This is a genomic window from Sneathiella sp., from assembly GCF_036844445.1.
Classification (GTDB): domain Bacteria; phylum Pseudomonadota; class Alphaproteobacteria; order Sneathiellales; family Sneathiellaceae; genus Sneathiella.
The window spans coordinates 100,296-116,985 of sequence record NZ_DAIUFV010000009.1; the positions used below are offsets into that span (position 1 = coordinate 100,296).

Annotated in this window: 16 protein-coding genes and 1 pseudogene; 7 read left to right on the forward strand and 10 right to left on the reverse strand. The window is 60.6% G+C overall.

Annotation, left to right across the window (positions count from 1 at the left end; translation table 11 throughout):
• Window positions 1–17: 17 nt before the first annotated feature.
• The 4 genes from V7Z56_RS15300 to V7Z56_RS15315 all read right to left on the reverse strand — a co-directional run bounded on the left by V7Z56_RS15300 (window position 18) and on the right by V7Z56_RS15315 (window position 3,704).
• Complete coding sequence (locus V7Z56_RS15300) at window positions 18–1,541, reverse strand: YifB family Mg chelatase-like AAA ATPase (protein WP_334130432.1); 1,524 nt, start codon at window positions 1,539–1,541, stop codon at window positions 18–20.
• Window positions 1,542–1,623: 82 nt separating this feature from the next.
• Window positions 1,624–2,580 (reverse strand): glutathione synthase, encoded by a 957-nt coding sequence (gshB, locus tag V7Z56_RS15305; protein ID WP_334130433.1) that lies wholly within the window; start codon window positions 2,578–2,580, stop codon window positions 1,624–1,626.
• 81 nt (window positions 2,581–2,661) lie between these two features.
• Window positions 2,662–3,246 (reverse strand): BON domain-containing protein, encoded by a 585-nt coding sequence (locus tag V7Z56_RS15310; RefSeq protein WP_334130434.1) that lies wholly within the window; start codon window positions 3,244–3,246, stop codon window positions 2,662–2,664.
• Between the two features lie 74 nt (window positions 3,247–3,320).
• Window positions 3,321–3,704 carry a YraN family protein gene (locus V7Z56_RS15315; RefSeq protein WP_334130435.1) on the reverse strand — a complete coding sequence of 128 codons (384 nt, stop codon included), beginning with the start codon at window positions 3,702–3,704 and terminating at the stop codon, window positions 3,321–3,323.
• Window positions 3,705–3,812: 108 nt separating this feature from the next.
• Here V7Z56_RS15315 and V7Z56_RS15320 point away from each other — a divergent pair, with 108 nt between their 5' ends.
• The gene (locus V7Z56_RS15320; RefSeq protein WP_334130436.1) at window positions 3,813–5,273 is read left to right on the forward strand and encodes a penicillin-binding protein activator; all 1,461 of its coding nucleotides are present in this window, start codon (window positions 3,813–3,815) and stop codon (window positions 5,271–5,273) included.
• On the opposite strand, the gene hemW is transcribed toward V7Z56_RS15320, so the two are convergent.
• The 3 genes and pseudogenes from hemW to rph all read right to left on the reverse strand — a co-directional run bounded on the left by hemW (window position 5,265) and on the right by rph (window position 7,760).
• Entirely contained in the window at window positions 5,265–6,446 is a 1,182-nt protein-coding gene (gene hemW, locus V7Z56_RS15325) for a radical SAM family heme chaperone HemW (RefSeq protein ID WP_334130437.1), read from the reverse strand. The genes V7Z56_RS15320 and hemW overlap by 9 nt on opposite strands.
• A pseudogene (locus V7Z56_RS15330) lies at window positions 6,424–6,972 on the reverse strand (non-canonical purine NTP pyrophosphatase); the annotation flags it as partial. The gene hemW and the pseudogene V7Z56_RS15330, both read right to left, overlap by 23 nt.
• A gap of 71 nt (window positions 6,973–7,043) precedes the next feature.
• Window positions 7,044–7,760 (reverse strand): ribonuclease PH, encoded by a 717-nt coding sequence (rph, locus tag V7Z56_RS15335; protein ID WP_334130439.1) that lies wholly within the window; start codon window positions 7,758–7,760, stop codon window positions 7,044–7,046.
• A gap of 123 nt (window positions 7,761–7,883) precedes the next feature.
• On the opposite strand from rph, the gene hrcA reads away from it, so the two are divergent.
• Window positions 7,884–8,912 (forward strand): heat-inducible transcriptional repressor HrcA, encoded by a 1,029-nt coding sequence (gene hrcA, locus V7Z56_RS15340; protein WP_334130440.1) that lies wholly within the window; start codon window positions 7,884–7,886, stop codon window positions 8,910–8,912.
• A 24-nt stretch (window positions 8,913–8,936) separates the two neighbouring features.
• Window positions 8,937–9,563 (forward strand): nucleotide exchange factor GrpE, encoded by a 627-nt coding sequence (gene grpE / locus V7Z56_RS15345; RefSeq protein ID WP_334130441.1) that lies wholly within the window; start codon window positions 8,937–8,939, stop codon window positions 9,561–9,563.
• A gap of 31 nt (window positions 9,564–9,594) precedes the next feature.
• Here the strand turns inward: grpE and rarD are convergent, their stop codons facing one another.
• Window positions 9,595–10,554, reverse strand: coding sequence for an EamA family transporter RarD (rarD, locus tag V7Z56_RS15350; RefSeq protein ID WP_334130442.1), 960 nt, complete (start codon window positions 10,552–10,554; stop codon window positions 9,595–9,597).
• Between the two features lie 309 nt (window positions 10,555–10,863).
• On the opposite strand from rarD, the gene dnaK reads away from it, so the two are divergent.
• From dnaK to dapB, 3 genes are all read left to right on the forward strand, one after another.
• The gene (dnaK, locus tag V7Z56_RS15355; protein ID WP_334130443.1) at window positions 10,864–12,777 is read left to right on the forward strand and encodes a molecular chaperone DnaK; all 1,914 of its coding nucleotides are present in this window, start codon (window positions 10,864–10,866) and stop codon (window positions 12,775–12,777) included.
• A 99-nt stretch (window positions 12,778–12,876) separates the two neighbouring features.
• Window positions 12,877–13,998: a molecular chaperone DnaJ gene (gene dnaJ, locus V7Z56_RS15360; RefSeq protein ID WP_334130444.1), complete on the forward strand. Its 1,122-nt coding sequence runs from the start codon at window positions 12,877–12,879 to the stop codon at window positions 13,996–13,998.
• Between the two features lie 77 nt (window positions 13,999–14,075).
• Entirely contained in the window at window positions 14,076–14,888 is an 813-nt protein-coding gene (gene dapB, locus V7Z56_RS15365; protein WP_334130445.1) for a 4-hydroxy-tetrahydrodipicolinate reductase, read from the forward strand.
• Here the strand turns inward: dapB and V7Z56_RS15370 are convergent.
• Complete coding sequence (locus tag V7Z56_RS15370; RefSeq protein WP_334130446.1) at window positions 14,852–15,367, reverse strand: DUF2244 domain-containing protein; 516 nt, start codon at window positions 15,365–15,367, stop codon at window positions 14,852–14,854. The genes dapB and V7Z56_RS15370 overlap by 37 nt on opposite strands.
• Window positions 15,368–15,443: 76 nt before the next feature.
• Here V7Z56_RS15370 and nth point away from each other — a divergent pair, with 76 nt between their 5' ends.
• Entirely contained in the window at window positions 15,444–16,079 is a 636-nt protein-coding gene (gene nth / locus V7Z56_RS15375; RefSeq protein ID WP_334130447.1) for an endonuclease III, read from the forward strand.
• Here the strand turns inward: nth and V7Z56_RS15380 are convergent, their stop codons facing one another.
• The gene (locus tag V7Z56_RS15380) at window positions 16,080–16,571 is read right to left on the reverse strand and encodes a hypothetical protein (protein WP_334130449.1); all 492 of its coding nucleotides are present in this window, start codon (window positions 16,569–16,571) and stop codon (window positions 16,080–16,082) included.
• Between the last annotated feature and the right edge of the window lie 119 nt (window positions 16,572–16,690).

Consider the following 16,690-nt stretch of genomic DNA (forward strand, 5'->3'; position numbering starts at 1 on the left):
CCCCGCGCGCTCCCGCGTTAACCCGCGAAGGCGAGGCGGCGGCGGTATTCCAGCGCTTCGGCGATGTGCGTGCGGTGGACGTTTTCGCTTTCGGCAAGATCGGCGAGGGTACGAGCAACCCGCAGAACCCGGTGATAGCCGCGCGCCGAAAGTTTCAGCTTGCCGATCGCCTCATGCAGGAGCGCGTTCGCCGAGGCGTCCAGCGTCACGGCGCGCTCCAGTATTTCGCCTTCCGCATCCGCGTTGGTGCGTATCGGCACCGGATGATCGATCCCGCGATAGCGCTGGCGCTGGATCTCCCGCGCCCGGCGGACGCGCGCGGCGACGATCTCGGTCGTTTCCTTTGGCGGCGGCAGGCTCAGATCCGCCGCCGAGACGGCGGGCACGTCCACATGGATATCGATACGATCGAGCATCGGGCCGGAAATGCGGGAACGGTATTCGCCGGCGCATTTCGGTGCGCGTGAACAGGCAAGCGCAGCATCATCGAGATGGCCGCAGCGGCAGGGGTTCATGGCCGCGACAAGCTGCACCCGCGCCGGATAGGTGACATGCAGATTGGCGCGGGCGACCACCGCCTTGCCGCTTTCGACGGGCTGGCGCAAGCTTTCCAGAACCTGGCGATTGAACTCCGGCAGTTCATCGAGAAACAGGACCCCGAGGTGCGCGAGCGAGACCTCGCCCGGTTTCGCGCCGCGTCCGCCGCCGACCATCGCCGCGACCGACGTGGAATGATGCGGATCACGGAACGGACGCCGGCGCGAGAGGCGCCCTTCCTGCATCTCCCCGGCGATGCTCGCGATCATATTGACCTCGAGCGCCTCCTCGGCATCGAGCGGGGGCAGAAGTCCCGGCAGGCGCGCGGCGAGCATGGATTTGCCTGATCCCGGCGGCCCGGACATCAGCAGATTATGGCCACCCGCCGCCGCAACCTCCAGCGCGCGCTTGGCGCTCTCCTGTCCCTTGATATCTTCAAGGCGCAGGCCCAGCGCATCATCCACGATATCGCCGTGCCGGGGCGGACTTAAAACCTGCGTGCCCTTGAAATGATTGATCAGCGCAAGCAGGCTCGCAGGAGCAAGAATTTCGAGATCCCCCGCCCAGGCCGCCTCAGGCCCCGACGCGGCCGGGCAGATCATATTCCGATCCGCTCCCACGGCCGCGACGGCCGCCGGCAGCACGCCCGAGACCGGGTTGCAGCTCCCGTCAAGCGACAGCTCCCCCATGACATAGTAGCTCTCGAGCTCCTCGCCCGGCAGGATGCCCATCGCGGCGAGCAGGCCGAGCGCAATGGGGAGATCATAATGCGCGCCTTCTTTGGGGAGATCCGCCGGAGCCAGATTGACGGTGATGCGCTTTGGCGGCAGTCCGATCCCGAGCGAGGTCAGCGCCGCCCGCACGCGCTCGCGGCTTTCGGCGATGGATTTATCCGCAAGGCCGACGATGGTAAAAGCCGGAAGGCCTGCGGCCATCATCACCTGCACATCCACGTCGCGCACGTCGAGACCCTGAAAGGCGACCGTTCTTATTCTTGCCTGCATCTTGCTTTGGAGACTCCCCCACGTGCAGAACGATAGCACGCGAAAAGAAATTCTTCATGGTTAAAATTGCAGGGAAGCGCGTCTATTTCTCCCGGCGCGCGTGGATCTTTTCTTCGAGGCAATCCCAGATCCGCGCTTCAAGCTTCACGCCGTCGAAGCGATTGATCTCCTGAATACCCGTTGGCGATGTAACGTTGATCTCCGTCAGATAGTCGCCGATGACGTCTATTCCGACGAAAATCAGTCCCTGCTCCTTCAGCACCGGACCGATGATGCGGCAGATTTCCTCCTCCCGCGCGGTCAGCGAGGATTGCACCGGCGTTCCGCCGACATGCATGTTGGAGCGCACCTCCCCCGCCTGCGGCACGCGATTGATGGCGCCCGCCGGCTCGCCGTCGATCAGGATGATCCGCTTGTCGCCCTGCCGCACTTCGGGCAGATATTTCTGTACGATCATGGGTTCGCGGTAGAACTGCGTAAACATCTCGCAGAGCGCCGTCAGATTTTCATCGTCCGGCTTGATATGAAACACCCCGATGCCGCCATTGCCATAGAGCGGCTTGACAATGATATCCTTGAATTCGGCGCGAAACGCGCGGATTTCCCGGATGTCCGACGAAATCAGCGTCGGCGGCATCAGCCCGGCGAAATGGGTGACGAACAGCTTCTCCGGCGCGTTCCGCACGCTGACCGGATCGTTGACGACCAGCGTTTTCGGATGGATATGCTCCAGCAGATGGGTCGCCGTGATATAGGCCATGTCGAACGGCGGATCCTGGCGCATCAGCACCACATCCATGGTTGCAAGGTCAATCCGCTCGGCCGACCCGGCCGTGAAATGGTTTCCCTTCTCGCGGCGGAGCGTCAGGGGGCGGGCGTTCGCAATCAGGCGTCCTTGCGCGAACGACATATCCTGCGGACCGTAATGATAGACAGGGTAGCCGCGCGCCTGCGCTTCAAGGCCGAGGACAAAACTGCTGTCGCCGTTTATGTCAATATTTTCAATGGGATCCATCTGGATGGCTACGGCAAGACTCATTTTTCCGACCTTTTGATTTTTCGCGATGCACCACAGTATCGGCGGCGCGAGGCACCTGCGCCACCCGCCGCACGAGGGATCTTACAGATCCGATTTCATTTTGACATAGCTGACGATGCTGCGAACGCCGGAAATTTCGCGGGCATGCGCCTTCACCCGTTCGAGTTCCGCCTCGTTCTGGGCGATGCCCATGAGATAGACCGTTCCCCTCACCGTCTCGACCGAGTAGTTGATATTGTAGATTTCCATGTCGCGCAACAGGCGGAGTTTCAGCTTTGTCGTAATCAGGCTGTCGGAGGCGAAGCTCGAGCTTGACTCGCTGCCGGTCACCGTCACCTCGTTATGCACTTCCTTGACACCATTCACGCCCCAGATCAGCCGCGACAGCGTCACCCGATCCTCCGCATTCGGCACTTCACCGGTAATCAGGACCGACCCCGCCACCACCGTGGTGGAGGTAGACGTGAACAGCGGCTCGCTATTTTGGAAGATCGCATTCATCACCTGCACCTTTATGGTGGCGTCGTCCACCACGGTGCCGACCGAGCGCTCCTCGGCGACAGCAACACCGCCAACGGCCGCCCCGCCGAGAATAACGGTCGGCGTGCAGCCGCTCAAAATGAGAAGGGAAGCAAGGGCAAGGAAAAGAGAAGCAACTGTTTTCATGAAAGCACGCCTTTAGCCATGATGACGGGTCAATATAGAATCAAATTCCGGGAGGGGGAAGTCTCTGTTCCACATCACTCCCACGCGGCCTGTATATGCTGCGGCAGACGGCGGAAAGAGGTGACAAGCAGAACATCAAACCGCACGTCCAGCCCGTAAAGATCCGGCCGCTCCTGCAGAAAGGCTTCGAGGGCGCGCGACACGCGGCGGCGCTGCCTCGGGCTTATCGCCTCGATCGCATCGGCGAATCTCGCGCGCGACTTTACCTCGGCGGCGACAAGCACGCGCCCGCGGCGGGCGATGATGTCCACTTCGCCAACCGGCCGGCGATAGCCCCGCGCCAGAATGCGATACCCCTTGGCGCGGAGCAGCGTCGCCGCAGCGAGTTCCGCCCAGCGCCCGCGAAAGTAGGCGCGGCGCCGTTTGTGCAGCCGCGCGGCTTTCGGATGATGTGTCAAAATATTCCCTCCCCGAAACTGTTTCGCCTCCCGTCTCAACAATTTACTTGCCCGCCTATCCGGCGTTACCTAGTCTTTCAGATCAGAACCGCCAGAAACATCAACGGAGTGGATATCGTGCTTCGCGGAAAATCCGATAGGGCCGCCGATTTCAGGCCGGGCTGGAAATTCTTCAACCTGCTCTGTATCCTCGGCCTTGCCCTCCTGTTCCTCGCCGCCTGCCAGCCGGCGAGCGTGGCAGAGAAGGACCGGACCGATATCTCCAAGGATAGCACAGGTCAGGCGGGGGGAGAAAGCGCGGACGATGCGCCAGGCGATAGCGCGCCGCTCGATGAAACCGCCCCTGATCCGCTCAGCGTCCTGATCGCGCCGTCAGCACCCGTCGTCGGGCTTCGCGCGCCCCGTGATCCCGCCGCGCCGGAGCCGATCAAGATCGCCCTTCTGCTGCCGCTTTCGGGCTCGGCCGCAGGCGTCGGGCAGGATCTGCTCAACGCCGCGAACATGGCGCTTTTTGACCTTCGCAACCCGAATATCCGGCTTATGACATTCGATACGGCAAGCACGCCAAGGGGTGCGGAAAGCGCGGCAGCCGAAGCGCTTGTTGGCGGGGCGGAACTCATTCTCGGGCCGCTTTTCTCCTCATCGGTCAGCACCATAAAGCCGCTTGCGGCCGGGCGCGGCGTCAATGTCATCACCTTCTCAACCGATACCGCCGTTGCGGGGGACGGTGTTTATGTGATGGGACTGACCGTCGGCCAGCAGGTCCGCCGGGTCATGAACTTTGCCTATCGCCAGGGCCGACAGGCGTTTGCAGTGCTCGCACCGCAGAGCCCCTATGGGGATGCCGCTGTCGAGAATGTCCGCATTGTCACGCAAGAGCTTGGCCTGACGCTGGAGCGGACCATGCGCTACCCGGCGCAGCTTGCGCCCGGCGCGCCGGAGTTGCACGATATTGCCAAAGCACTTGGCGATTACGCGGCACGCCAGCGCGCGCTCGATCGGGAAATCCGCCTCGCCAAGGAGAAGGATGATCCGGCGTCGCAGGCCTATGTGCGCCGGCTTGAAAAGCTGGATACCTTCGGCGATGTGCCGTTCGATGCGCTGATCATCCCCGAGGGCGGCGCGCGTCTGAAAGAAATTGCACCGCTTCTGTCCTACTATGACATCGATCCGGAGATTGTGCAGTTTATTGGCACCGGTCTCTGGGAAGACCCCTCGCTTTCGGCGGAGCCTGCGCTTGTCGGCGGCTGGTTCGCCGCGCCGTCGCCGCAGACTGTCGCAGGGTTTCAGCAGCGTTTTGCCGCCGCCTATGGCTATCACCCCGCGCGCATTGCAAGCCTCGCCTATGACGCCATGGCGCTCGCCGGAATATTGGCGCAGCAGCCGGATGAGTTCCGCTTCTCCCGTGCCGCGATTGAAAATCCGGACGGTTTCAGCGGCTATGACGGCATCTTCCGCTTTCCCGAAAACGGCGTGGCGGAGCGGGGCCTTGCGGTGATCGAGGTCGGACCGCGCAATCTGCAGGTGCTTGAGCCGGCGCCCGAGAGCTTCGCACCGGCGTTAAACTAGGATCTCGGCAAGCAGGCTATTGAGGACAAAACGCCCCTCGCTTGTCGCGCGGAGACGGCGCTCGTCCATTTCCATCAGCCCCGCCTCAACCACGCGCCTTAGCCGCCCGGCATCCAGAAACGCCCCGATCGGGGCGCCCGTCGCCGCCTCGAAATTCTTAAACCACACCCCTTCATCGAGCCGAAGGCCCATGAGCAGCATTTCTTCAGCGCGCTCAACCGTATCGGAAAGTGGCGTCGCGCTTTCCGTGCCGTGACCGGACTTTTCCACCGCCTTCAGCCAGCTTTCCGGCCTTCTCACCTGCTGATACGCGGTGCGAAGGCCATTCTGCACCAGCCTTCCGTGCGCTCCGGGTCCGACGCCGACATAGGCGCCATAGCGCCAGTAGGTGAGGTTGTGACGGCATTCGAACCCCGGCCGGGCGTGATTGGAGATTTCATAAGCCGGCAGTCCCGCAGCCGCACAAAGGCTGTTGGTGAGGGCGAACATCTCTTCCGCCTTCTCTTCGCGCGGCAACGCAAATTCGCCCCGCTTCACCGCGCCGGCAAAGCCCGTGTTGGGCTCGATAGTGAGCTGGTAAAGGGAGAGATGATCGCCCGCAAGCGCAAGCGCCCGTTCGAGATCCTGCTGCCAGTCGCTCACTTCCTGCCCCGGCAGCGCATAGATCAGATCGAAGGAGATATTGGTGAATGTCGCCCGCGCCAGCTCGATCGCCTTGATCGCCTCCGCCGCCGAATGCTCCCGGCCGAGGAATTTGAGTGCTTCATCACGGAGCGACTGAACCCCGAGCGAGAGACGTGTCACCCCGGCGGCGGCATAGCCCGCAAAAGACGCCGCCTCTACCGACGTCGGGTTCGCTTCCAGTGTAATTTCAATATCTTCCGCGAAATCAAAGCGCGCCCGCGCGCCTTCAATCAAACGACCGACCGTCTGGGCTTTCATCAACGACGGCGTCCCGCCGCCAAAAAAAATGCTTGAAAGGCGTCTCTCGTCGGTTCGCGCAGCGTACCAGTCAAGCTCCCGCAGCAGCGCCGCCGCCCAGCGCGCCTGATCGACACTCTCGCGCACATGGCTGTTGAAGTCACAATAGGGGCATTTCCTGCGGCAGAACGGCCAGTGGATGTAAAGGCCGAAACCGGGATCGGGGGCGCTACTTGTCGCGGAAGCAGGCATGGATCAATTGCCGGAACGCATCGGCACGATGGCTCATGGCGTGCTTCGCCTGCGGCTCCATCTCGGCAAAGGTGAGATCATGTCCGTCGGGGACGAAAATCGGATCATAACCGAAGCCCTTGTCACCGCGCGGCGGCCAGACGGCGACCCCCTCGACCGTGCCTTCAAAACTTTCGACGTGGCCGTCCGGCCAGGCGAGGGTTAGCGCGCAGATAAAGCGCGCCCGGCGCGTCTCTGGCGTCACGGCGCCTTTCTTCTGCAACTCCTCCTCAACCTTCTGCATAGCAAGGGAAAAGTCCTTGCCGGGACCTGCCCAGCGGGCCGAGAAGATACCGGGCGCCCCGCCCAGAGCTTCAACCGAAAACCCCGAATCATCGCTGAGCGCCACCATCCCTGCGCCCCGCGCCGCCGCCAGCGCCTTGATTTCCGCGTTGGCGATAAAGCTGTCGCCATCCTCCACCGGCTCGGGCAGGCCGAGGCTGCCGGCGGAAATCGGCTCAACATCAAACGCCGCTAGCAGTTCGGCAATTTCCCTGAGCTTGCCGGGATTGTGGCTCGCCACCACCAGCCGACCACCGGTAAAGGCGCGGTGCCCGCTCACAGGCCGAGCGCCTCGCGCTGCAGGGCGCAGAGTTCCTGAACGCCCTTTTTTGCAAGACCGAACAGATTGGCAAACTCCCCTTCCGAGAAAGGATGCTCTTCCGCCGTTCCCTGAATTTCGATAATCCGCCCGTCCGAGGTGAGGACGAAATTGGCGTCGGCCTGCGCGTTGCTGTCCTCGGGATAGTCGAGATCGAGCACCGCCGTGCCCTGATAAATGCCGCAGGAGACCGCAGCGACCTGTCCCTTCATCGGGATTTCAAGGATCTTCCCTGCGTCCGCCATTTTCGCGAACGCCTGGTAAAGCGCGACATATGCGCCGGTGATCGAGGCGGTGCGGGTGCCGCCATCGGCCTGGATAACGTCGCAATCGACCGTGATCTGACGCTCGCCGAAGCCATCGAAATTCACAAGCGCGCGCAAGGAGCGGCCGATGAGGCGCTGGATCTCCACGGTGCGGCCCTGCTGCTTGCCGCGCGCCGCTTCGCGCGCCATGCGCGAGCCGGTCGAGCGCGGCAGCATGCCGTATTCCGCCGTCACCCAGCCCTTTCCGGTATTGCGCAGGAAGGGGGGCACGCGATCCTCGACACTCGCGGTGCAGAGCACGTGCGTATCGCCGAATTTGACGAGGCAGGAGCCTTCGGCGTGTTTTGCATATCCGGGCTCCAGAATGACTTTTCTGAGCTCGTCAGGGGCTCGGCCGGAAGGGCGCATGGAGTTTCCTTTGTCTGAATGAAATGTGGCGCCTTTTGTAGCGGTTGCGTCTGATTGACGCAAGCGTTCCGCGTCACTACATTCAAGGCCGAATGAAGACTCTCAGCAGCATCCGGAGACGAAATGACAATACTGGAGCTAAATGAGCGCAGCCGCACGGTTTTTCGCCATATTGTCGAAACCTTCATGCAGACCGGGGAGCCGGTGGGCTCCCGTACGCTCTCGAAGATGAGCGAGCTTGATCTTTCGGCCGCTTCTATCCGAAATGTCATGGCTGACCTTGCCGATCTTGGGCTGCTTTATTCGCCGCACACGTCGGCCGGACGGATCCCGACGCAACAGGGCCTGCGGCTCTTTGTTGACGGGATTTTGGAGCTTGGCAATCTGACCGAGCAGGAGCGTCTCGACATCAAGGCGCGCTGCGCCGTCGAAGGCCGGACGATGGAGGAAATGCTGACCGAAGCCTCGACCATGCTGTCGGGGCTCTCGAACTGCGCCTCTCTCGTCATTGCGCCGAAAACCGACACGGCGATCAAACAGATCGAATTCGTCCGCCTCGGCATCGACCGGGCACTCGTGATTATCGTTTCGGCGAACGGGATGGTGGAGAACCGGGCCATTGAACTGCCGCCCGAGCTCAGCGATTCGGCCCTGCGCGAGGCGTCCAACTATCTCACCGCCAAACTTTCCGGCCGCACGCTGCAGACGGCGCGGCAGGAAATTCAGTATGAGCTCGACAACCACCAGGCGCAGATCGACAAGCTGACACAGGACCTGATCGCCCATGATATCGCGAGCTGGGGCGGCAGCGAGACGCTGATCGTGCGCGGCCACGCCAATCTGCTGCAGAACGTTCAGGCACTCGAAGATCTTGAGAAAATTCGCGAACTCTTCGACACCCTTGAACTCAAGAAAGAACGACTCAAATTACTGGAACTGACTGAGAAAGGCCGCGGCGTTAAAATATTTATCGGCTCGGAGAATAATCTTTTCTCGCTTTCCGGCACGTCAATGATTATCTCTCCCTATCAGAACAGTCAGGAACAGGTTATCGGCGCCATTGGCGTCATTGGCCCGACCCGGCTGAATTATGCCCGAATTGTACCGATGGTGGATTACACCGCGAAAGTTATCGGTAAATTGCTGGACTAAGGTTGAGAACAGGAAACAGACAGAATGAGTGATCCGAAAGAACCGCCTGTTAATACAGCGGCGGAAAATGAAAATCTGGCCAATCCGACAGCAGATGTCACCCCGGACACCCCCGAGCCGGCGGCAGCAGAGAGCGCTGACCAGCAGACGGACATCATCGCGGAAAAGGATGCCGAAATCGCTGATCTGAAGGACAAGCTGCTGCGCGCGATGGCAGAGGTTGAGAATATGCGCCGCCGCGCCGAGCGGGAAAAGCAGGATGCGCACACCTACGCCGTTTCCAAATTCGCCCGCGACGTTCTCAGCGTCGCCGACAACCTCCGCCGCGCCATCGAGGCCGTTCCCGAGACCGCGCGCGCCAGCGACGAGGTGATGAGCATCCTGACCGGCGTCGAGCTCACCGAAGCGGAACTGCTCAACACGATGGAAAAATACCAGATCCGGAAAGTCGATCCAAAGGGCGAGAAATTCGATCCCAACCTGCATCAGGCGATGTTCGAGATCGAGGATCCGTCCGTGGCGCCGGGCACCGTCCTGCAGGTTGTGCAGACCGGCTTTACGATTGCCGACCGGCTTTTGCGCCCGGCGATGGTCGGTGTTTCCCGCGGCGGCCAGAAGCAGCCGGAAACGCGCATCGACGAAAAGGTCTAGGCCTGAATATTCCGCGCCGTCGTCCTGACAATCAGACGGCGGCCGCTCCTCTCCGTCGCCGGAATCCGTCGAAACTATAGATAACGAGGCCGATCCAGATCAGGGCGAAGGCGATAAGGCGCGTCTCGCCGAACGGCTCGTGATAGACGAAGACGGCGATCAGGGCGGAGAGCGAGGGCGCGAGATACTGCAAAAGCCCAACGGTGATGAGCGTGAGGCGCTGCGCCGCGGTCGCAAAAAGGATGAGCGGCACCGCCGTCACAATCCCCGTGCCGAGGAGGAGCAGCAGTGTTCCGCCATCATGAATGAACCCGGCCGGCGCCCCGGCGGCGGATGCCGGAGTATCCGCAAACGTCAGATACATCAGATATGAGAGTGCAAACGGGAACATCAGAATGGTCTCGACCGTGAGCCCGACGGTGCTGTCCACGGCCACTTTCTTGCGAAACAGCCCGTAAAATCCGAATGAGAATGCGATGCAGAGCGATACCCAGGGCAGGACGCCAAGCTCAAGGGTAAGGATAGCAACGGCAACGACCGCGAAGAAGATCGCCACGCCCTGCCAGCGATTCAGCCGCTCCTTGAAAAATATCATGCCGAGCAGGACATTCACCAGCGGATTGATGTAATAGCCGAGGCTGGTCTCCAGGATGCGTCCGTTATTGACGGCCCAGACATAGATTGTCCAGTTCGCCGCAATCAGAAAGGTGGAGACGCCGAATATGGCGAGCTTTTGCGGATCGCGCAGTATTTCCGCGAGCTGTTCCTGGCGTTTCGTGACGAAAACAATCGCGAGCACGAACAGCAGCGCCCAGACGGCGCGGTGCGCAATGATCTCGATCGGCGGAACATGTTCGAGCAGCTTGAAATAAATGGGCACGCCGCCCCAGATCAGAAAGGCGCCGATGCCGTTCAGAAGGCCGCGCGCTTCATTCGACGCAAACCGCGCCGTGACGGGCCGCTTACCCGCATTTGGTGGCTCGGCAGACACGCGCATCCCCTTCCCGACAAAATATACAGTCCAATTCTCGTAGCAGAGCAATATAGGCACGTAAAGCGGGAACAGAACATGCCTGCCCTGCTTTTCGCACGCATCATTCAGGGCGAGGTGAATGCATCTTCGCTCTCATGAACCCGGCGCTACTATGAGAATAATCTCTCTTTGCCTCGGCACTCATGCCCTTGCACTGCAAATATTTCGAACTTATATACACGGCAACATATTTGAAACTCGAAGCCCGGGGTTCACCGTGGTGCCTGACGTGGCCACGCTGATCTGCCAATACATAAAGAGGATATGATGGCTAAAGTAATCGGAATCGACTTGGGAACGACCAACTCCTGCATCGCCGTAATGGACGGCAAGAATGCAAAGGTCATTGAGAACTCGGAAGGAACACGGACAACCCCGTCGATGGTCGCCTTCACAGAAGACGGCGAGCGGCTTGTCGGCCAGTCGGCAAAGCGTCAGGCGGTTACGAACCCGCAGAACACATTCTTCGCAATCAAACGCCTGATCGGACGGCGTTTCGATGACAAGATGACGCAAAAAGACCGGGAGATGGTCCCTTACGAAATCATCAAAGCGGATAACGGCGACGCCTGGGTGCAATCGCGCGGCGAGAAATATTCGCCGAGCCAGATCTCGGCCTTTATCCTCCAGAAAATGAAAGAAACCGCCGAAAGCTATCTCGGCGAAACCGTGACGCAGGCAGTTATTACGGTCCCGGCCTATTTTAACGACGCCCAGCGTCAGGCAACGAAGGACGCCGGCAAGATCGCGGGTCTCGAAGTGCTGCGCATTATCAACGAGCCGACGGCAGCCGCCCTTGCCTATGGTATGGACAAATCCAACCAGACCGTCGCGGTCTACGACCTTGGCGGCGGTACGTTCGACGTGTCCATTCTTGAAATCGGCGACGGTGTCTTCGAAGTGCGCTCCACCAACGGCGATACCTTCCTCGGCGGTGAAGACTTCGATCTGAAACTCGTCGATTACCTTGCCGACGAATTCAAGAAAGAGCAGGGCATTGATCTGCGCAACGACAAGATGGCGCTGCAGCGCCTGCGCGAAGCCGCAGAAAAGGCCAAGATCGAGCTGTCCTCCACGCAGTCGACGGAAATCAACCTGCCGTTTATCACGGCGGACGCCTCGGGCCCGAAACATATGCAGCTCAAGCTGACCCGCGCCCAGTTCGAGCATCTCGTTGAAGATCTCATCAAGCGCACCCTCGTTCCCTGCGAGAAGGCTCTGAAAGACGCCGGATTGCAGAAAGGCGAGATCGACGAGGTTATTCTCGTCGGCGGTATGAGCCGTATGCCGAAAGTCATCGAGGAAGTTAAAACCTTCTTTGGCCGCGAGCCGCATAAGGGTGTCAACCCGGACGAGGTTGTCGCCATCGGCGCCGCAATTCAGGCCGGCGTTCTGCAAGGGGACGTCAAGGACGTTCTGCTGCTCGACGTCACCCCGCTGTCGCTCGGTATTGAAACGCTTGGCGGTGTCTTTACCCGTCTGATCGACCGCAACACGACGATCCCGACGAAGAAGAGCCAGGTCTTCTCGACCGCCGAGGACAACCAGCAGGCCGTCACCATCCGCGTCTTCCAGGGTGAACGCGAAATGGCCGCGGACAACAAGCTGCTCGGCAATTTCGACCTGACGGAAATTCCGCCGGCGCCGCGCGGCATCCCGCAGATCGAGGTGACCTTTGATATCGACGCGAACGGTATTGTCAATGTGTCCGCAAAAGACAAGGGCACGGGCCGCGAGCAGAAGATCCAGATCCAGGCCTCAAGCGGGCTCAGCGAAGCCGACATCGAGAAGATGGTGAAGGACGCCGAGGAGCATGCCGCCGAGGATAAGGCGCGGAAAGAAAAGGTTGAAGTGCAGAACCAGGCGGACAGCCTGATCCATGCAACCGAAAAGACCCTTGCCGAGGCTGGCGACAAAGTCGGCAGCGACGTGAAGGCGCCGATCGAAACCGCTCTTGCCGAACTCAAGGAAGTGAAAGAGGACGGCGAGACCGAGACGATCAAGGCGAAAATGGAAGCGCTTCAGGCCGCGTCCATGAAGCTTGGTGAAGCCCTCTACGCCCAGTCGCAGACCGAGGCATCGGCAGGCGAGACCGGCGGCGCGTCCGAGAGCACGTCAACGGATGATGATGTCGTCGACGCCGACTTCGAAGAAGTCGATGATGACAAGAAAGGCAAGTAAGGATTTTAAAGGGATTTCCCGATAAACTCCGTCCTGTTCATACACCGCCTCGACACCGGAATGCCGGGTCGGGGCGGCATCCGTTAAGTGATAGTGACGATGGCAAAACGCGACTACTATGAAATTCTGGAAGTGGACCGGACCGTCGATGCCGCGGCGCTGAAAAGCGCTTACCGGAAGAAGGCGATGCAGTACCACCCCGACCGCAACCCGGACAATCCGGAAGCGGAAGCCGCTTTCAAGGAAGTCAACGAAGCATATGAGATCCTCAAGGATCCGCAGAAACGCAGCGCCTATGACCAGTATGGCCATTCCGCTTTCGAAAATGGCGGCGGCGGACCCCGCGGATTTAGCGGCGCGGGCGGTTTCAGCGATATTTTCGAAGATCTTTTTGGCGATTTCATGAGCGGCGGCGCCGGCCGCGCCCGGGCTCCGCGCGGCGCGGATTTGCGCTATAATCTCGAAATTTCGCTCGAAGATGCCTATCGCGGCAAGAAGATGGAGATCAAAATTCCATCGACCGCGCCTTGCGAAGGCTGTAACGGCAGTGGCGCGGAAGCGGGCTCGGAGCCGGAAACCTGCGCAAGTTGCCACGGCGCCGGGAAAATCCGCGCGCAGCAGGGCTTCTTCACCATCGAACGCACCTGCCCGACCTGCCAGGGCCAGGGCCAGGTTATCAAGAACCCCTGCAAATCCTGCCGCGGCGAAGGTCGCGTCCGGCGGGAAAAGACCCTTTCCGTCAATATCCCGGCCGGTGTCGATGATGGCAACCGGATCCGCCTCTCGGGCGAGGGGGAAGCCGGCATGCGGGGCGGGCCGAACGGCGATCTCTATATTTTCCTCAGCATCGCCGAACATCGCATTTTCCAGCGCGACGGCCATGACATCCATTGCCGCGTGCCAATCCCGATGACCACGGCCGCACTCGGCGGCGATATTGAAGTGCCGACGCTTGACGGCGCACGCGCCAAGGTAACGATCACGGCCGGTACGCAGTCGGGACGCAAATTCCGCCTGCGCGGCAAGGGCATGCCGGGGCTGAACTCGGCCGGCTTTGGCGATATGTATATCCACACGATCGTCGAGACGCCGGTCAAGCTGACGCGCCGCCAGAAAGAGCTGCTGAAGGAATTCGAGGCCGAGGGCAAGGGCGATCACAGCCCCGAGTCGGACGGCTTCTTCGCCCGCGTGAAAGACTTTCTCGCCGATCTGAAAGACTGAGCGCCGGGATAATTCCCGTCTCGCAACCCGAGGTCCTTTGTGCTACATCCGAAAGCGCAAGAAATGAGGATGGGATCATGGGCGATTTAAAGATTGGGATTGTCGGCGCAGCGGGCCGGATGGGCCGGATGCTGGTGAAGCAGATCAGCGAAACGTCAGGCTGTATCGTATGCGGCGGCACCGAGCCTTCAGGCTCCGATTTCGTCGGCAAGGATATCCACGCGCTCGCCAACCTTGAACCAGGCGGCGTCTCTATCGGGGATGATGCCGAGGCGCTCTTTAAAAGTGCCGATGCCGTTATCGACTTCACGGCGCCTGAAGCGACCGTCGCCCATGCGAAACTCGCCGCCCGGCACGGCCGGATCCTTGTCATCGGCACCACGGGTCTTACCAACGAGCAGCAGGCGGAAGTGTCCGCATGCGGTGCGCGCGCCGTCATCGTCCAGGGCGCGAACATGAGCCTTGGCGTCAATCTTCTCGCGCAGCTCACCCGCAAGGTTGCGGCTATCCTGGACGACGAATTTGATATCGAAATCCTTGAAATGCATCACCATCACAAGGTCGATGCGCCCTCCGGCACGGCGTTGCTGCTTGGCAAATCGGCGGCGGCCGGGCGCGGGGTCGATCACGATGCGGTTGCCGATCGGGGCCGCGACGGGATAACGGGGGCGCGAAGGCGCGGCGATATCGGCTATGCGGTGCTGCGCGGCGGCAATGTCGTCGGCGACCATACGGTGATCTTTGCGGCGGAGAATGAGCGGATCGAGCTTACCCACAAGGCGGGCGATCGCTCCATTTTCGCGCGGGGTGCCGTGCGCGCGGCCCTCTGGGCGAAGGATAAGCCTGCCGGCACCTATGATATGATGGACGTGCTCGGGCTCGGCGACTGATATCGCTCCCCGCTCCGGTAGAGACTGAGCGCGCGGGCCAGTATCTCGCCGACCTCCTGTTTCTCCTCCTGCCCGAGGAAGTTGCCGATCTCGAAGATCTGGCCGCGGTTGATGAGCTCCAGCCGGCCGCCCGAAATCATTGCCCGCGCCCAGTAGGCGTTGAATGTTTCGACCTTGCGCGCGCCATCCGGGGCGACGCGCGTGATAACGACCTGATCATCGGCAATCTCAATGGTCTCGAAGCGGCGAACCGCGCGAAAACTGAGGCGAAAGGCGATATAGACCAGCAGAACGTCGAGACCGAAGAAGCCGAATATCGGCCACGCCCCGAGCGACCAGAAATAAACTCCATAGAAGAAGCTGAACCCGGCAAGCAGGCTCATCAGAACGATAAAGCCCGAACGGGACAGGCTGTTGTTGGGATGCAGCGACAGAAAAAATGAACCCGTGCGCTGCGGCACAGCGCTCCCCGGTTCCATTTGTCCTTTCATCGTCGACATGTTACCCCTTTCATACTGAGTATTGCGCGTCAAATGCCTCTGCCAATAGGATAGAATGAAAAAAGCCGATATCCGCGAATTTTTTCGCCGTCTCCATGAACATGATCCTGAACCGAAGGGGGAACTCGACTATGTCAACCCCTTCACGCTGCTCGTCGCCGTGGTTCTCTCGGCGCAGGCGACCGATGTTGGCGTCAACAAGGCGACGGGCCCACTCTTCGCCGTCGCCGACACGCCCGAAAAAATGCTCGCCCTCGGCGAGGAGCGTGTGCGCGACTATATCAAAACAATCGGCCTTTACAAAACCAAAGCGAAAAATGTGATCAGGCTGTGCGAGGCCCTGATCCGCGATCATCAGAGCGAGGTGCCAGAGACGCGCGAAGAGTTGGAAAAGCTGGCGGGCGTCGGGCGCAAGACCGCGAATGTCGTCCTCAATATCGCCTTCGGCCAGCCGACCATTGCCGTCGATACGCATCTTTTTCGTGTCAGCAACCGGACCGGCCTTGCCCCTGGAAAGACGCCGCTGGAGGTCGAAAAAAAGCTCGAAAAGAGAATCCCGAAGGAATATCTCCGCCACGCCCATCACTGGCTGATCCTGCACGGACGGTATGTCTGCAAGGCGCGAAAGCCCGAATGTTATCGCTGTCTCGTTGTCGATCTTTGCGAATTCAAGGGAAAAACGGTGCTCTGATCACGAGCCGGCAGCGGCGAACGCCATTTCCGCGCCGACGCTGCGCAGATAGTCATTGAAGCATTGTGTGCGATCAAGATCGGAGAGGGTGTCGAGATTTCGGCCGTTGATTGCGACATGTCGCACGACTTTCGCCGTCTTGCCTTCCGGATAGAAGTACAGGTGAAGCGCGCAGTCCTCGGAAAGATACTGCCAGACATCGGCGGGGCTTTCTTTGCGCATCAGCGCCGGCTTGCCGAACGCTTTTCTGATTTCACCCTCGCTCCGTCCGATCAGCACCTCGGGCGCGAGAAATACGCGAGGCACGGCTTTGGATACGGTCGCAGCAGAACGGGCCTCGGTCGAGGGAGGAAGCGACGCGACGCTCGAGGCGGCGGCGGTTCCCGCTTCACTTCGCGCCGGTTTCCCCGTGGTCAGCGTCACCTGCTGCGACGGCGCGCAAGCCGAGACGCCGAGCGCAAACAGCGCGGCAAGAAGTGCGGCGTTTTTCATGTGACCATCACTTCGCGCTTTCGGGGCAGGCTGCCAACCCGCTTTTTATAAAGATGCACCATCGCCGCGGTCGCGATGATCGGGGCGATGAGGTTGAGCAGCGGAATGGTCAGTGAAAA

Excerpts from the sequence above, each read along its gene's own strand:
- rph (WP_334130439.1), bottom strand. The coding sequence starts at position 7,760 with ATGCGCCCTTCCGGCCGAGCCCCTGACGAGCTCAGAAAAGTCATTCTG.
- nth (WP_334130447.1), top strand. The coding sequence starts at position 15,444 with ATGAAAAAAGCCGATATCCGCGAATTTTTTCGCCGTCTCCATGAACAT.
- hemW (WP_334130437.1), bottom strand. The coding sequence starts at position 6,446 with ATGCCTGCTTCCGCGACAAGTAGCGCCCCCGATCCCGGTTTCGGCCTT.
- hrcA (WP_334130440.1), top strand. The coding sequence starts at position 7,884 with ATGACAATACTGGAGCTAAATGAGCGCAGCCGCACGGTTTTTCGCCAT.
- grpE (WP_334130441.1), top strand. The coding sequence starts at position 8,937 with ATGAGTGATCCGAAAGAACCGCCTGTTAATACAGCGGCGGAAAATGAA.
- V7Z56_RS15370 (WP_334130446.1), bottom strand. The coding sequence starts at position 15,367 with ATGGAACCGGGGAGCGCTGTGCCGCAGCGCACGGGTTCATTTTTTCTG.
- dnaK (WP_334130443.1), top strand. The coding sequence starts at position 10,864 with ATGGCTAAAGTAATCGGAATCGACTTGGGAACGACCAACTCCTGCATC.
- V7Z56_RS15380 (WP_334130449.1), bottom strand. The coding sequence starts at position 16,571 with ATGAAAAACGCCGCACTTCTTGCCGCGCTGTTTGCGCTCGGCGTCTCG.
- gshB (WP_334130433.1), bottom strand. The coding sequence starts at position 2,580 with ATGAGTCTTGCCGTAGCCATCCAGATGGATCCCATTGAAAATATTGAC.
- dnaJ (WP_334130444.1), top strand. The coding sequence starts at position 12,877 with ATGGCAAAACGCGACTACTATGAAATTCTGGAAGTGGACCGGACCGTC.
- V7Z56_RS15300 (WP_334130432.1), bottom strand. The coding sequence starts at position 1,541 with ATGCAGGCAAGAATAAGAACGGTCGCCTTTCAGGGTCTCGACGTGCGC.
- dapB (WP_334130445.1), top strand. The coding sequence starts at position 14,076 with ATGGGCGATTTAAAGATTGGGATTGTCGGCGCAGCGGGCCGGATGGGC.
- V7Z56_RS15310 (WP_334130434.1), bottom strand. The coding sequence starts at position 3,246 with ATGAAAACAGTTGCTTCTCTTTTCCTTGCCCTTGCTTCCCTTCTCATT.